General features: G+C 67.6%; 13 protein-coding genes. 7 read left to right on the forward strand and 6 right to left on the reverse strand.

The features are described from left to right. Positions 1–4 precede the first annotated feature (4 nt). The 5 genes from pgi to E7V67_020290 all read left to right on the forward strand — a co-directional run bounded on the left by pgi (position 5) and on the right by E7V67_020290 (position 5,710). Positions 5–1,654 (forward strand): glucose-6-phosphate isomerase, encoded by a 1,650-nt coding sequence (gene pgi, locus E7V67_020270; GenBank protein WUR12017.1) that lies wholly within the window; start codon positions 5–7, stop codon positions 1,652–1,654. After that, entirely contained in the window at positions 1,651–2,535 is an 885-nt protein-coding gene (locus E7V67_020275; GenBank protein WUR12018.1) for an SMP-30/gluconolactonase/LRE family protein, read from the forward strand. Before pgi ends, E7V67_020275 begins: the two co-directional genes overlap by 4 nt. Positions 2,536–2,634: 99 nt before the next feature. Then, positions 2,635–4,107 (forward strand): glucose-6-phosphate dehydrogenase, encoded by a 1,473-nt coding sequence (gene zwf, locus E7V67_020280; GenBank protein ID WUR12019.1) that lies wholly within the window; start codon positions 2,635–2,637, stop codon positions 4,105–4,107. 47 nt (positions 4,108–4,154) lie between these two features. After that, positions 4,155–5,009, forward strand: coding sequence for an SIS domain-containing protein (locus tag E7V67_020285; GenBank protein WUR12020.1), 855 nt, complete (start codon positions 4,155–4,157; stop codon positions 5,007–5,009). Between the two features lie 2 nt (positions 5,010–5,011). Continuing rightward, positions 5,012–5,710, forward strand: a complete 699-nt coding sequence (locus tag E7V67_020290; GenBank protein ID WUR12021.1) for an amino acid racemase — start codon at positions 5,012–5,014, stop codon at positions 5,708–5,710. Between the two features lie 75 nt (positions 5,711–5,785). Here E7V67_020290 and E7V67_020295 read toward each other — a convergent pair whose 3' ends face one another. The 5 genes from E7V67_020295 to E7V67_020315 are packed head-to-tail and all read right to left on the reverse strand — an operon-like array spanning position 5,786 to position 11,831. After that, on the reverse strand, positions 5,786–6,847 hold the full coding sequence (locus E7V67_020295; GenBank protein ID WUR16319.1) for an ABC transporter ATP-binding protein: 1,062 nt from the start codon (positions 6,845–6,847) through the stop codon (positions 5,786–5,788). A gap of 28 nt (positions 6,848–6,875) precedes the next feature. Continuing rightward, entirely contained in the window at positions 6,876–8,693 is a 1,818-nt protein-coding gene (locus E7V67_020300; protein WUR12022.1) for an iron ABC transporter permease, read from the reverse strand. 10 nt (positions 8,694–8,703) lie between these two features. After that, entirely contained in the window at positions 8,704–9,789 is a 1,086-nt protein-coding gene (locus tag E7V67_020305; GenBank protein ID WUR12023.1) for an ABC transporter substrate-binding protein, read from the reverse strand. A gap of 25 nt (positions 9,790–9,814) precedes the next feature. Further along, entirely contained in the window at positions 9,815–10,762 is a 948-nt protein-coding gene (locus E7V67_020310; protein ID WUR12024.1) for a tripartite tricarboxylate transporter substrate-binding protein, read from the reverse strand. A 1-nt stretch (position 10,763) separates the two neighbouring features. Beyond that, a complete protein-coding gene (locus E7V67_020315) occupies positions 10,764–11,831 on the reverse strand; it encodes a porin (GenBank protein ID WUR12025.1) in 1,068 nt (355 codons plus the stop codon). 102 nt (positions 11,832–11,933) lie between these two features. Between E7V67_020315 and E7V67_020320 the strand changes: the two genes are divergently transcribed. Together E7V67_020320 and E7V67_020325 are read left to right on the forward strand one after the other, a co-directional pair. Further along, complete coding sequence (locus tag E7V67_020320; protein ID WUR12026.1) at positions 11,934–12,617, forward strand: response regulator; 684 nt, start codon at positions 11,934–11,936, stop codon at positions 12,615–12,617. Position 12,618: 1 nt separating this feature from the next. Beyond that, on the forward strand, positions 12,619–14,067 hold the full coding sequence (locus tag E7V67_020325; protein ID WUR12027.1) for a sensor histidine kinase N-terminal domain-containing protein: 1,449 nt from the start codon (positions 12,619–12,621) through the stop codon (positions 14,065–14,067). A 4-nt stretch (positions 14,068–14,071) separates the two neighbouring features. Here E7V67_020325 and E7V67_020330 read toward each other — a convergent pair whose 3' ends face one another. After that, complete coding sequence (locus E7V67_020330; protein ID WUR12028.1) at positions 14,072–15,685, reverse strand: methyl-accepting chemotaxis protein; 1,614 nt, start codon at positions 15,683–15,685, stop codon at positions 14,072–14,074. Positions 15,686–15,882 lie beyond the last annotated feature (197 nt).

Genomic DNA, 15,882 nt, shown 5'->3' on the forward strand with positions numbered 1-15,882 from the left:
TTCCATGCGCCAGCCTGCACTCACGACCACCGTCAGCTACCAAGCCCTGCAATCCCACGCCGCCGAAGCGCGCGACTGGCAGATGCGCCAGCTGTTCGCCGCCGATCCCCAGCGCTTCCCCGCGCTGACCGTCGACGCGGCCGGCCTGTTCCTGGACTATTCGAAAAACCGCCTGGACGCCCGCACCATCGAGCTGCTGGTGGACCTGGCGCGCGAACGCGGCGTCGAGGCGCAGCGCGACGCCATGTTTGCCGGCGACAAAATTAATCTTACCGAACATCGCAGCGTGCTGCACACGGCCCTGCGTATGCCGCGCGGCAAGCAGCTGGTCGTCGACGGCCAGGACGTGGGCGCCGACGTACACGCCGTGCTCGACCGCGTAAAGACCTTTACCGACAAGGTGCGCAACGGCACCTGGCTGGGCTACAGCGGCAAGCCCATCACCGACATCATCAACATCGGCATCGGCGGCTCCGACCTGGGTCCGAAGATGGCCGTGCTGGCGCTGCGCTCGTACGCCCATCCGCGCCTGAAGATGCACTTCGTCTCCAACGTGGACGGGCACGACATGGATGCCGTGCTGGCCCAGGTCAACCACGAGACGACCTTGTTCATCGTCGCGTCGAAAACCTTCACCACGGCCGAGACCATGCTGAACGCGCAGACGGCGCGGCGCTGGTTCCTGTGCGAAGGCCGCGAGGAAGACCTGGCGCGCCACTTCGTCGCGGTCTCAACCAACACGGAAGCGGTCAGCAAGTTCGGCATCGATACGGACAACATGTTCCCGTTCTGGGACTGGGTCGGCGGCCGTTACTCGGTCTGGTCGGCCATCGGCCTGTCGGTCGCGCTGGCGGTGGGCTTCGGCTACTTCCAGACGATGCTGGAAGGCGCCCATGCGATGGACGAGCACTTCCGCACGGCGCCGCTGGCGCAGAACATGCCGGTGCTGCTGGCCCTGGTCGGCTTCTGGAACCGCCAGTTCCTCGGTGCCACCTCGCTGTCGATCGCGCCCTACCACCAGGACCTGAACCGCTTCCCTGCCTACCTGCAGCAGCTCGACATGGAAAGCAACGGCAAGCGCGTCACCAAGGGAGGCCAGCCGGTCGACACGCCGACCTGCCCGATCGTCTGGGGCGAATGCGGCACCAACGCGCAGCACGCCTACTTCCAGCTGCTGCACCAGGGCACGGACGTGGTGCCGATCGACTTCATCGCCGCGCTGCGCGCCACGCACGACCTGGAAGGCCACCACGACGCGCTGCTGGCCAACTGCTTCGCCCAGTCGGAAGCGTTCATGAAGGGCAAGTCGGCCGACGAGGTGCGCGCCGAGCTGCAGGCGCAGGGGCTTACCGAAGCGAAGATCGACGAGCTGGTGCCGCACAAGACCTTCCCCGGCAACCGCCCGTCGAACACGATCCTGATGGACCAGCTGACGCCGGCCACCCTGGGCGCACTGATCGCGCTGTACGAGCACAAGACCTTCGTGCAAGGCGTGATCTGGGACATCGCCAGCTTCGACCAGTGGGGCGTGGAACTGGGCAAGGTGCTGGCCAAGAAAATCCAGGCCGAGCTGGAAGGCGACGTCGATCCTGGCGCGCACGACAGCTCCACCAATGGCCTGATCGTCATGGCGAAAGGCGCGAAAGTCCCATGAGCGAGATCACCGTCGTCTGGCAGGACCGCATGCAGGTGGGCGAGGGCCCGCTGTGGGAACCGCGCGAGCAGGCGCTGTACTGGGTCGACATCGACGGCTTCGCGGTGCATCGCCTGGCCGCCGCGACCGGCCGCCATGACGCTTGGCCGATGACGGCCGAGCCGTCGGCGCTGGCGCGCCACGCGGACGGCGGCGTGGTTGTCGCCACCCGCGCCGGCTTCGTCCATCTCGACCCGACCAGTGGCACCGTCACGCCGATCGCGCCGGCGCCCTTCGACCAGTCCAAGGCCCGCTTCAACGACGGCAAGGTGGACCCGGCCGGCCGCTTCTGGGTCGGCACCATCTACGAGCCGCGCGACCAGCCGGCCGCCGAGATGTACGTGCTGGAAAAGGGCCAGGTCCGGCTGGCCTGGGCCGGCGGCATGACCAACTCGAACGGCCTGGGCTTCAGCCCGGACGGCACGACGATGTACCACGCCGACACCACGTCGCACACCGTGCGCGCATTCGACTTCGACGCGGCCACGGGCAGCGCGAGCAAGCTGCGCACCCTGGTCGAGTTCTCGCAGGACAAGGCCAACAACTACGGCGGCCGGCCGGACGGCGCGGCTGTCGACAGCGAGGGCAACTACTGGGTCGCCATGTTCGAGGGCGGCCGCATCGTCAAGCTGGCACCCGATGGCACCCAGCTCGACGAGATCGCATTACCCGTGCGCTGCCCCACGATGGTGGCCTTCGGCGGGCCCGACCTGCGTACCTTGTACGTGACGAGCGCCGGCAAGCGGCCGCAGGCGGAACTGGAGCGGTACCCGCTGTCCGGCACGGTGCTGGCGCTGCGTGTGCCCGTTGCCGGTCTCGAACAACCGGCGTATGTTGGCTGAGGCGGCGACGGCTTAGCAAACGACGTTATCTGTAGTATATTTTCACAGGAACGCGGATTTCCGGTAGTAATTTTCCACAGCATTCAACCTCTACATACTATGGCTCTCACCGATTTTGACCTGGTTCTGTTTGGCGGCAGCGGCGACCTCGCGATGCGCAAGCTGCTCCCCGCGATGTTCTCGCGCGACGTGTGCGGCGACCTGCCGCCGACCGCGCGCATCATCTGCGTCGGCCGCCACGACAACACCACGGAAGAATTTATCGAGACGGTCAACTCGACGTCGCGGCCCCATATCAAGAACCCGAAGGTGACGCCGGAAGCGTGGGCCCGCTTCACCAGCCGTATCGTCTACGTATCCGTCGATGCCGCCGATGCCGGCTCGTACCAGGGACTGGCCCAGGCGCTGCGCGACCAGGCGGGCCTGACGCGGGTGTACTACCTGGCCACGCCGCCGGCGCTGTTCGCGCAGATCTGCGACAACCTGAAGGAAAACGGCCTGGTCACGCCGGAATCGCGCGTGGTGCTGGAAAAGCCGCTGGGCCGCGACCTGGCCTCGGCCAAGCAGATCAACCGCGAAGTGGGCGAGGTATTCGAGGAATCGCAGATCTACCGGATCGACCACTACCTGGGCAAGGAAACGGTGCAGAACCTCTTGGCTCTGCGCTTCGGCAACATCCTGTTCGAGCCGCTGTGGCGCCGCGAATGGATCTCGGACGTGCAGATCACCATCGCCGAGAAGCTCGGCGTGGGCAACCGCATCGGCTATTACGACACCTCGGGCGCGCTGCGCGACATGCTGCAGAATCACCTGCTGCAACTCTTGTGCATCGTGGCGATGGAGCCGCCCGCCTCGACCGCGCCGGACGCGGTGCGCGACGCCAAGCTGCAGGTACTGCGCTCGCTGAAGCGCTTCACGCCGACCACGCTGGCGCAGAACATCGTGCGCGGCCAGTACCGCGCCGGCCACGTCGATGGCCAGCCGGTGCCGAGCTACCGCGACGAGCCGGAAGCGCCGCAGAACTCGCGCACCGAGACTTTTGTTGCGATGAAGGCGGAGATCGACACGTGGCGCTGGGCCGGCGTGCCGTTCTACCTGCGCACCGGCAAACGGATGGCCGACGGCCTGGCCGAAATCGTGGTGCGCTTCAAGCAGATTCCGCATTCGATCTTCCAGCAGCCGACGTCGTCGTTCCAGCCGAACTCCCTCGTCATCCGCCTGCAGCCGGACGAAGGCCTGCGCATGAACCTGATGGCCAAGACGCCGGGCGAAGGCATGCGCCTGAAGCCGGCCGAGCTGGAACTGGACTTCCGTGAAACGTTCAAGACGCCGCGCATGGATGCCTACGAGCGCCTGCTGCTCGACGTGCTGCGCGGCCAGCTGACCCTGTTCATGCGTGGCGACGAGCTGGAAGCGGCCTGGGAATGGGTCGAGCCGATCCTGAACAACTGGGAGCAGGACGACACGGCACCGCTGCCCTACACGTCCGGCACGTGGGGCCCGGCCGCCGCCAGCGCGCTGATCGGCCGCGACGGCCTGCAGTGGCGCGAGGAAGCGCTGCCGGAGGACTGAGCGGCTTGACCTCACTACCCTTATCGACGTCGCCACTGACTCCGCTGATGCTACTGGACTCCATCCGCACCCAGCTCGACTCGCTGTCCAAATCGGAACGCAAGGTCGCGCTGGCCGTGCTCGACAACCCATCGCGCACGGTGAGCTCGAACATCACGGCGCTGGCCAAGAGCGCCCAGGTGTCCGAGCCGACCGTGGTGCGCTTCTGCCGCACCCTGGGCTACGACGGCTGGCACGAGTTCAAGCTGAAGCTGGCGCAGGGCCTGGCCCTGGCGCTGCCCGGCCTGAACGAGGCGCCGTCGCAGGACGACCTGGCCTCGGACCTGGTCAACAAGATCTGCAGCCGCTCGATCAACACACTGCTGGACCTGCGCAACAACCTGCACCACGAACCAGTGCAGGCGGCGCTCGACATCCTGTCGCGCGCCAAGAAGATCGAGTTCTACGGCCAGGGCACGTCCGGCATCGTGGCGGCGGACGCGCAGCACAAGTTCTTCCGCTCCGGCGTGCCGACGGTGGCCTATTCCGACCCGGCCATCCACAGCATCGCCGCGGCGCTCTTGAAGAAGGGTGACTGCGTGGTGGCGATCTCCCAGCGCGGCAACAGCCCGGCACTGGTGCGCTCGGTGCACCTGGCCAGGGACGGCGGCGCGGACGTGATCGTGCTGGCCCCTTCCGGCACGCCGCTGGCCGACCTGGCGACGGTATTGATCCCGATCGACCTGATCTTCAATACCGACCCATACACGCCGATCTCGGCGCGCCTGGCCTACCTGGTCGTCATCGACGTGCTGGCCGTCGGCCTGGCGCTGCAGCGGGGACCGGAATTCCGCCGCCAGATGCAGAACGCGCAGAAGGCATTGCAGGAATTCGAGGTGCAGTTCGATTCCTTCATCGGCTAAGCGTGCAAACGAAGACCATCGGCCTCTTGGGCGGCATTGGCTGGGCCTCCACCGCCGAGTACTACCGCATCATCAATGAATTGATCGTGGCGTGCGAGGGCGACGGGCACAGCGCCCGCATCGTCCTGCACAGCATGGACCAGCACGATTTCACATCGCGCGCCGGCGACCCGCAGGCCATCGTGCCCTTCCTGGCCGCCCAGGTCGCGCGGCTGAAGGAGGGCGGCGCCGACTTCTTTCTGTTCTGTGCCAATGGCGCGCACCGCTTCGTGCCCGCGTTGCTGCCGCTGATCGACCTGCCTTTTCTGAGCATCGTCGATGCGACGGCGGCGCGGGTGCAGGCGTCGGGCCTGCGCAAGGTCGGGTTGTTGGGTGTAAGGCAGACGATGGCGGGCAGCTTCTATCACGAGCGGCTCGCCGCGCTCGGCATCGAAACGCTCACCCCGTCGGCGGCCGAGCAGGACGAGGTGCACGACATCATTTACCGCGAGCTGGTGCACAACCGGATCACCGACGCGAGCCGCCGCCGTTTCGTCGACATCATCGGCCGGCTGGCGCGCGAGGGCGCCGGGGGATGCATCCTGGGCTGCACCGAGATCCCGCTGCTGGTCGGCCAGGCCGACGTGGCCATCCCGGTCTTCGATACCACGCGCATCCATTGCGAGGCGGCAGTGGCGCTGGCGCTGGATAAACACCGGTGACAGGCACCTTTCTGCGGCCCGGAGAGCCGCGGAAAGGTACCTGTCACCACGGCTTGCCTTTGCGTTTCCAGCCGCTCAGAACACCCACAGCTTCTCGGCCGGCATCTGCAGCCAGTAGGTGCCCTCCGCCAGCCGCGCGCGCGCATAAGCCCGCACGCTGATGTCGCCCGCCTTGAACAGGCACTCCCAGCGATCGCCCAGGTACATGCAGGTCGCCAGCGGCAGCGCCAGCGCATTCTCGACAGCGCTGCTGGAGACGCGCACCTCCTCCACCCGCACCATCGGCGTGACCTGCTCACCCGGATTGCCGCGCGCGACGCCGAGCAGCCGCGTGCCCGCCACGTCGATGACGACGCGCTCCCCGTCGCGCTGCACCAAGGTGCCGGGCAGGCGGTTGTTACTGCCCATGAACTCCGCCGTGAACAGCGTGTCCGGCGTTTCGTACATCGATTGGGGCGTGCCCTGCTGCTCGATCTTGCCGTTATTGAGCAGCAGGATGCGGTCGGAAATCGCCATCGCCTCGGCCTGGTCGTGCGTGACCATCAGTGCCGAGAGGCCCAGGCGCACGATCAGCTCGCGCAGGAAGGCGCGCGCTTCCTCGCGCAGCTTGGCGTCCAGGTTGGACAGCGGCTCGTCCAGCAGGATCACCGGCGGGTTGTACACCAGCGCACGCGCGATCGCCACGCGCTGCTGCTGGCCGCCGGAGAGCTGGTGCGGGAAGCGTTCGGCCAGGTGGCCCAGGCCCAGCTGGGCCAGCACTTCCATGACGCGAGTCCTGATCTCCGGCTTGGCCATGCGGCGCAGTGCCAGGCCGTAGCCGACGTTGTCGAACACGGTCTTGTGCGGCCACAGCGCATACGACTGGAATACCAGGCCCAGGTTGCGCTCCTCGGCGGGCATCTCGAAGCCCTTGGCGCCGTCGAACACGCGACGCGTGCCGATGTCGATGCTGCCCTGGCGCGGGCTTTCCAGCCCCGCCACCGCGCGCAGCAGCGTGGTCTTGCCGCTGCCCGAAGGCCCCAGCAAGGCCACTACTTCGCCTTTTTGCAGGTGCATCGAGACGCCCTTCAGGATCGGGTTGGCGTGGGCGCCGCTGCCATAGTCCAGGTGCAGTTCGTCGACGGTCAGTTCGTTCATGTTCAGGTCCCGTTTCATGTGATGCTCCTTAGTCGTGCAGCTTGACGCCGAAGCGCAGCGCGATGCCGAGGCCGATGGCCACCAGCGTGATGTTGATGAAGGACAGCGCGGCCACCAGCTCGGTCGAACCGCCCGCCCACAGCGAGACCAGCATGGCGCCGATCACCTCGGTGCCGGGCGACAGGAGGTAGACGCCGGTGGAATACTCGCGCTCGAAGATCAGGAAGATCATCAGCCAGCTGCCCAGCAGGCCATAGCGCACCAGCGGCAGCGTGACGTCGCGCACCACCTGGCCACGGCGGGCGCCGACGGCGCGCGCCGCTTCTTCCAGCTCCGGCCCCACCTGCAGCAGCGCGGTGGAGATCAGGCGCATGCCGTAGGCCATCCACACCACCGAATAGGCCAGCCAGACGGCGAAGATGGTGGTGCGCAGCTCGCGCAGCACGGGAATCGCGTGCGCCGACAGCCAGGCCGCGACGGCGTTGTCGCTGCGCGCCAGCAGGCCGTCCAGCCAGCTCGGCACGAACAGGAACACCCACAGGAAGGCCAGGCCAGCCAGCAGGCCGGGGATGGCGCGCGGCACCAGCACGCTGTAGTCGAGGAAGCGGGCCACGCCGTCATGGCGGCGGTGCATCGCCAGCGCGATGAAGCTGTAGCACACCATCGCCAGGCCGCCGCCGACCACGCCGATCAGCACCGTGTTGACGATGGCGCGCATCAGGGCCGGCTGCTCGAAGATGTCGCGGAAGTGCTGCAAGGTCAGCACGTTGGCCAGGCTGACGCCCTCGCCCCAGTACTCGACGAAGGAACGCAGCGCGATGCCGGTCAGCGGCATGACGATCGTCAGCAACAGCCAGGCGCCCAGCAGCGCGAAGGCCAGCCACTTCCAGCGCCCCAGCGGCAGCGCCTTGCAGCGCGCGCCCTTGCCCTTGATCGACACGTATTTGTTCGCGCTGCGCAGCAGCCAGCGCTGCAGCATCACCAGCGGCATCGTCACCATCACCAGGCAGACCGCGACAGCGGCCATCAAATGGTAGGACGGCGTACCCAGCTTGTTGGTCAGTTTATAGAGGTAGGTCGGCAGCACCAGGTGCCCTTCCGGGTCACCCAGCACGAGAACCAGGCCGAACACCTCGAAGCCGAGGAAGAACACCAGCACGCCCGCATACGCCAGCGCCGGCATGATCATCGGCAGCGACACCGTCAGCATCACCCGCAGCGGCGAGGCGCCGGCCACGCGGGCCGCTTCCTCCACGTCCGAACCGAGGCTGCGCAGCGCCGACGAGGCATACAGGTAGACGTGCGGCACGTGCGTCAGCCCGGCGATGACGACGATGCTGGTGAACGAATACACGTTCCAGGGAATGAAGCCGACCAGGTCCTTGACCCAGGTCGAGTAGAAGCCGACGGGCCCCATCGCCACGACATAGCCGAAGCCCATCACCATCGGCGAGACGAAGATCGGCACCAACAGCAGCGGCGCGATCCAGCTGCGCCCCGGCAGGTCGGTACGCACCATCAGGAACGCCAGCATGCCGCCCAGCGGCACGGCGATGGCCGCCAGCCCGGCGGCCAGCATCAGGCCGTTCTTGAAGGCCATGCCGAAATCCGGATCGTCGACGATGAAGCGGTAGGCGTCGAGGCCGAGGGCCGCGTCGGGCATGAAAAACGGCGCCGACAGGAAGCTCTGGTAGAAGATCAGGCACAGGGGCAGGAAGATCGCCAGTGCCGTCAGCACGACGACGAGGCCGCGCGGCCAATTCAGGCGCGGGCCGCGCCGGGCCGCTAGGGCCGGAACGGTGGCGCCGTTGGTACCGATTGCGCCGGTGAGGGTGGCATTGTGCATGTTGTGCCCCTTACTTCTTGCCCGCGGTCTCTTTCCAGCCCTTCAGGAACGCCATCCGCTTGGCCGGCGCCAGGTAGTCCAGCACACTGGGGTTGACGGGAATCGGCTTGACGTTGGCCTGGCCGATCGCCTTGACCAGGTCCGCGCTGGTGGTTTCCCCGGTCACGTCGGCGCGGATCGCGTACAGCTTCGACTCGTTGGCGATGATGGTCTGGCCGCGCTTGGACAGCATGTAGTCCAGCCACAGCTTGGCGGCGTTGACGTTCCTGGCCGCCTTGTTGATGAACACGACGCGCGACATGATCTGCGTGTAGTCCTTCGGCAGCACCACGCCGATGGACGGATCGGTCTTGGCGCGCACCAGCGCATACGAGCCCAGCACGTTGTAGCCGATCAGGTTCTCGCCCGACGAGATGCGTTCCATCATCGTGCCGGTGGACGATTGCACCCGCACCTTGGCCACGCCGAAGGCCTTCTGCAGCTCGGCGAATTTCGGGTAGGCGGCCGCATCGCGCGTCATGAACATGAAGCCCACGCCGGATTTCTCGATGTCGTAGGTCGTCACCTTGTCGCGGAACTTCGGCTGCTGGATCAGGCGCACGAAGTCGTCATGCGTCTGCGGCACCTCGCCCGCGGCCAGCAGGCGCTTGTTGTAGACGATGGCGGCCGGCTCGAAGGTGGTGCCGTAGGCCTTGTGTTCCCAGATCGCCCACGCCGGCAACTGCGCCGCCTCGACCGACTTGTACTGCAGCGCGCTGCCCTCGGCGGCCAGTTTCAGTTGCAGGTCCATCGACGAGGACCACATCACGTCGGCCGTGTTGCCGCCGGCAGCGCGCTCGGAGATGAAGCGGTTGTACACCTCGGTCGAGTTCATGTCGTTGTATTCGACCGTGATGCCGGGGTACAGCGCCGAGAAATCGCGGATCAGCGGCTGGGTGGCCTTGCTGTCGGTGGCACCGTACACCACCAGCTTGCCCTCCTTCTTCGCCGCGTCGACCAGCTTCTGGTAGTCGGCCGGATAGCCTTGCGGTACCTGGGCCAGTGCGCTGCCGGCCGCCAGGGCCAGCAGGATCGCCGTCGTCAGTTTCTTGATCATGTTCGTCTCCGTCTGTTGTGAGGGTTCAGCGCACCAGGCCAAGCTGGCTGGCGCGTTTGCCGTAGTCATCCACGGCTTTTTGTACGTAATCGGTCAGCGCCGGCCCGGTCAGGGTCAGCGGGTACAGCCCGGCGGCCGTGCGCAGCCGGGCAAATCCGGGGGTGGCCGCCATGCGCTCGAACGTGCGCACCCAGCGCTGGTAATCAGCATCGGACGTCTGCGGTCCCATCCACACGCCGCGGATGGTCGGCCAGACCACGTCGTAGCCCTGCTCGCGCGCGGTCGGCACCAATGCCAGTTCGCCCGGCAGGCGCTGCTCGGACAGCACCGCCAGCACGCGCACCTTGCCGTTGGCCGCCATCAGGTGCGCTTCGGATGCGTCGCCCGAGACCACCTGCACGTAGTTGGCCTGCATCGCGGTGAAGGCCTCGCCGCCGCCCTCCAGCGCGACGAAGCGCAGCACTTTCGGATCGATACCGGCCTTGCGCACCAGCAGGGCCATCTTCAGCCAGTCCTGGCTGCCGATGGTGCCGGACACGCCGATCAGCACCTTGGCCGGGTCGCGCTTGAGCGCTGCGACCAGGTCCGCCAGCGTGCGGTAGGGCGAATCGCCGCGCACGGCGATCATGCCGTAATCGGCGCCCAGCGCGGCGACCCAGCGCACGTCGGCGGGCTTGGCCTTGCCGAACTTGCCCTGTGCAAGGTTGAGCAGGGAGCCGCCGGAGAAAGCCACCAGCGTGTCGCCGTCGCCGCGCCGGCCCGACACCAGCGAGTGCCAGGCCACGGCGCCAATCCCGCCCGGGGCATAGCTCAGGCGCATCGGGGTTTGCGCCGTATCGGGCAGTTGGCGCAGGCCGTCGCGCACCAGCTTGCAGGTCAGGTCCATCGCGCCGCCCGGTTTCGACGGCACGATGCATTCGGCGGCGCCGGCGGTGCTGGCGACGCAGATTGCGACGAGGAAGGCGGCACGCATGTCAGAAGCGGTGCTGGATGCCGACCATGGCGCCACGCTGGGTGTCGCCGAAGCCGGGATCGTCGCGCGACAGGCCGACCAGCTGGTCGTGCTTCGCTTTCGCATAGGCGACGGTGGCATACAGGTCGGTGCGCTTGGACAGCGCATGGCGGTAGCGCGCCACGAACATCAGCGGGTCGGCATCCTTGCCGGCTGCGGTGTTCTTGACGTCCATGTAGTAGACCGCGCCCGTCAGCGTCACGTTCGGCACCGGCTTGTAGGCCACGCCGGTCCAGTAGGTATTGGCCTTGACGTCGGCCGCGATCGCGCCGGGCTCGAGGCGGTAGTTGCGGCCGGCGGCCCAGAACTTCAGGTCGCCGGCGGCGTAGTAGGCGCCCAGGTGCGCCACGCGGGCGGCGTCGCGCCGGCCCGTCAGCGCCACCGTGTTGCCGTTGACGCGCTCCCACGTCGCCATCAGGCCCAGGCCATCGCTCTCGTAGCTGACGGCGGCCGCGTACTTGGCGCTGTCGCCGCCATTGCTCGCCTGCTCGCCCATGCCGTACGACAGGCCATACTTGAAGTCGCCCGTGCTGCCGGAGTACTTGACCAGGTTGTCGAAGCCGGTCGTCATGCCGTATTTGCTGGGGCCCGTCGCGTTGCCGGTCGTGGCCCATGAGTAGAACGGCGCGAAGCCCATCGGGTCGAAGCGGATCACAGTGTCGTACACGCTGGTAAAGGAGCGGCCCAGCACCAGGCGGCCGTACCTGCCATCCAGGCCGACGTTGGCCTGGCGGCGGAACAGCTGGCCATCGATGCCGCCGGTGTCCATCAGGATGCCGCCTTCCAGCTGATAGACGGCTTTCAAGCCGTCGCCGAGGTCCTCGCTGCCCTTGATGCCCCAGCGCGAAGTGTTCATGCCGCCGGAGCTGACGCGGGTGACGGCATGGCCGTTGGCGGCCGCGTTGGAGGCATAATCGATGCCCGTATCGAGCAGGCCGTACAAAGTGACGGCGGACTGGGCGTGGACGCCGGCGGCGGCCAGGCAGGCCACGGCGGCCAGCGCGCCGGTGGCGATGGTGGTTCTTTTCACAGATTGTCTCCTGGGTTTATAGTGATGCTGCCTGCCCTCGTGGCGGGGCATGGTTCCACTATAAATTCGTCAACCTTTCAAAATGCTTTCAAGCTCCGCACGATGCGCATACTGCTGGTAGAAGACCACACCGAACTGCAACACTGGCTGGCGAAAGCGCTGCGCGACGCACACCTGACGGTGGAGTGCGCGAACAACGGCGCCGATGCCGATGCGCTGCTGCACACGCAGGAGTATGCACTGGTCATCCTCGACCTGACCTTGCCGAAGATGGACGGGCTGGAGGTGCTCAAGCGCCTGCGCGCCCGCGGCGCCAAGACGCCGGTACTGATCCTGACGGCGCGCGGCGGCCTGGAGGACCGCGTGCAGGGCCTGAACCTGGGCGCGGACGACTACCTGGCCAAGCCGTTCGAGCTGGTCGAACTGGAAGCGCGGGTCAAGGCGCTGCTGCGCCGCGGCCTGGGCAACGAGGCCCTGGTGTACCGCTGCGGCGCGCTGGCGTTCGATACCGTCAGCCGCATGTTCACCTACTATGACCAAAGCCTGGCGCTGACGCCGCGCGAGCACGCCGTGCTGGAAGCCTTGATCACGAAGAGCGGCCGCGCGGTGGCCAAGGAAAAGCTGTTCGACGAGGTGTTCGCGCTGGCGGACGACGCCAACCTCGATGCGATCGAACTGTACATCCATCGCGTGCGCAAGAAGCTGGAAAGCAGCCAGCCTGGCGCCGCCGCCATCACCACCTTGCGCGGTATCGGCTACGTGCTGCAGCCGCGCGATCCGGCCTGAAATGACCGCACCGGTCGAGCCCCCGATCGGGGCGGCGACGCTCGGCAGCCTGCGCGGCCAGCTGCTGCGCTGGTTGCTGCTGCCCCTGGTCGTGCTGGAGGTATTCAATACCGTTTCGGCCTACCACAACGCGCTGGACGCGGCCGACATCGCCTACGACCGCTCGCTGCTGGCCTCCACGCGGGCGCTGGCCGAGCGGGTGTCGATCAGCGGCGGCAAGGTGGTGGCCGACGTGCCCTATGTGGCGCTGGACAGCTTCGAGACCGACACGCTTGGCCGCATCTACTACAAGGTGACGGGCCTGAAGGGCGAGACGGTATCCGGCTACGACGACCTGCCGCCGGTGCCGGAGCACGTGCCGCGCTCGGAAAGCTACCCGGCGCTGGTGCGCTTCTACCACGCGCAGTACAACGGCCAGCCGATCCGCATCGCCGCCCTGCTGCAACCGGTGTACGACGACTCGATGCGCGGCATCGCGCTGATCCAGGTGGGTGAAACGCTGGACGCGCGGCGCGGCCTGACCAACAAGATCCTGCTCGACACGGTGCTGTGGCAGGCTGGCCTGGTGGCCGCGGCCGCGCTCTTGATCTGGTTTGCGGTGCGGCTCGTGCTGCAGCCGTTGATGCGCCTGAAGCGCGAGGTGGAAAGCCGCAGCGTCTCGGACCTGTCCGACCTCGATCCGGCGCTGGTGCACCGCGAGGTGCGGCCGCTGGTGGAAGCGATGAACGCGTCGATGTCGCGCATCGCTGGCCTGATCAACAGCCAGCGCCGCTTTATCGCCGACGCCTCGCACCAGCTGCGCACGCCGCTCACCGTGCTGCGCACGCAAACCGAGATGGCGCAGCGCGAGGCCGAGCGCCATGGCGCGCCGGCGGCCGTCAGCGAGGTGCTGGCCGGCATCGCCGCGACCAGCGACTCCGCCGTCCACCTGGCCAACCGCCTGCTGACCCTGGCCCGCATCGAACACAGCAAGGGCGGCCTGGCCGAGCCGGTGGCATTGCGTGCGCTGGTCCAGCAGGTCGCGCTGGAGCTGGCGCCGAACGCCGTGCGCGCGCGCATCGACCTGGCGCTGGAGGCGCCGGCTGAAGTGATGGTGACGGGACAGGAACTGCTGCTGCACGAGCTGGTGGCCAACCTGGTCGACAACGCGCTGCGCTACACGCCGGCCGGCGGCGCCGTCGTGCTGCGCGTGCGCGCGGACGGTGATCGGGCCGTGCTGGAAGTGGAGGATGGCGGGCCCGGCATCCCGGCGGCGGAGCGCGAACGGGTGTTCGCGCCGTTCTACCGGGCGGCCTCCTCGATGCAGGTCAACCCGGGTGGCGCCGGGCTGGGGCTGGCCATCGTCGGCGACATCGCCGCGCTGCATGGGGCCAGCCTGAACCTGGACGACGGCGCCGGCGGCAAGGGCCTGCTGGTGCGGGTGACGCTGCCGGGCGCCATGCGGCCCTGAGCGCTTACGCCAGCCGCAATTGCGTGCCAGCCTGGCGCGGCGTGCGCGGAGCGTGGCGTGGCGCGGCGTCACGCGGCACCAGCTGGAATACCGCCACCGCGGCGGCCAGGCTGGCGGCCTGCTCGCGCATCGTTTCGGAGGCGGCGGCCGACTGCTCCACCAGCGCGGCATTCTGCTGCGTGACCGCGTCCATCTGGCCGACCGCCTCGTTGATCTGCTCGATGCCGGCGGTCTGCTCGATCGCGGCCGTCGTGATCTCGCCCATGATGCCGGTGACGCGCTCGACGCCGGCCACGATCTGCGTCATCGTCGCCCCGGCCTGCGCCACCAGCGCGGCGCCGTCCGCGACCTTGGCGCTGGAGTCGCCGATCAGCTGCTTGATTTCCTTCGCGGCCGCGGCCGAGCGCTGCGCCAGGTTGCGCACTTCGCTGGCGACGACGGCGAAGCCGCGCCCCTGCTCGCCGGCACGCGCGGCCTCCACCGCGGCGTTGAGCGCCAGGATATTGGTCTGGAACGCGATGCTGTCGATGACGTTGGTGATGTCGCCGATCTTGTCGGCCGAGGCGCGGATGGCATCCATCGTGCCGACCACCTGGCCGATCACGTCGCCGCCCTGGCGCGCGATGCTCGAGGCGGACAGCGCCAGCTCGTTGGCCTGGCGCGCATTGTCGGCGCTCTGGCGCACGGTCGACGTCAGTTCCTCCATCGACGACGCGGTTTCCTCCAGCGAGCCGGCCTGCTGCTCGGTGCGCGACGACAGGTCCTGGCTGCCGGCGGCCACCTCGGTGGCGGCCACCATGATGGTCTCCGTGCCGGTGCGCACGGCGCCGACGGTGCGGGCCAGGCTTTCGTTCATCGTCTTCAGGGCGGCCAGCAGCTGGCCGGTTTCGTCGGCCGAGCGCACGTCGATGGTGCTGGTCAAGTCGCCGGCCGCCACCGTGCGCGCCACTTCCAGGGCGCGCCGCACCGGCACGACGATGGAGATGGTGATCAGCCAGGCCGTGGCGCCGGCCAGCAGCAGCGCGACGGCGCCGATCGACCACGCCACCAGGCGCGACTGGCTGTAGGTCGCCGTGGCCGCGTCGGAGGCCTGGCCGGTCAGCTCCTTCTGGAACGCGATCAGGTCGCGCGCCGCCTGCTTCAGGCGCTGCAGGATCGGCCGCAGTTCGCTGGTCAGCAGCGCGCTGGCACCGGCCGCGTCGCCGCTCCTGGCCAGCGCGATCAGCTTGTCCTGCCCGGCCGCATACAGCTCGCTTTCGCGCTGCATCTGGGCCAGCAGCTGGCGGCCGCGTGGCCGGTCCAGCACGCGGTCGAAATACTGCAGCGTCTTGCCCAGCGCGGCGCGGGAAGCCAGCACCTCGCCGGCTTGCCGGTCGCGGTCGGCGTCGTCGTGGGCAAGGATCACGTTGCGCAGGGCGATAGCGGTATCATTCACGTGCGACAGGACCTCCTGCGCGGCCTCGATGCGCGGCATGCGCTCGACCACCAGGGTGTCCGTATTGCGCTTCATGCGATCCAGCGCCGCACTGCTGATGACGACCAGCACCACCAGCAGCAGGCTGACCAGTCCAAAGCCCATGGCAAGGCGCTTGCCGATGGAAATATCCGTTAATTTCATTGTTGTGTACTCTCGGTTGATGGTGCGCTAGTGGCGTTCCTTGCTCGAGAGGACAGACTGGGCGCACCGGCGCAGTGGCGGTCCGCGTACGCGGCGGACTCTCTCGCAGCAGCAGGCAAGTGTAGCCAGCGGGGGCGAGGGTCCGACCTGATCTAGATCAAATTTCCGTGTGGAAATTAAAAAATGTGGCGTGCGCG

This window comes from [Empedobacter] haloabium (assembly GCA_008011715.2).
Classification (GTDB): Bacteria; Pseudomonadota; Gammaproteobacteria; order Burkholderiales; family Burkholderiaceae_D; genus Rugamonas; species Rugamonas haloabia.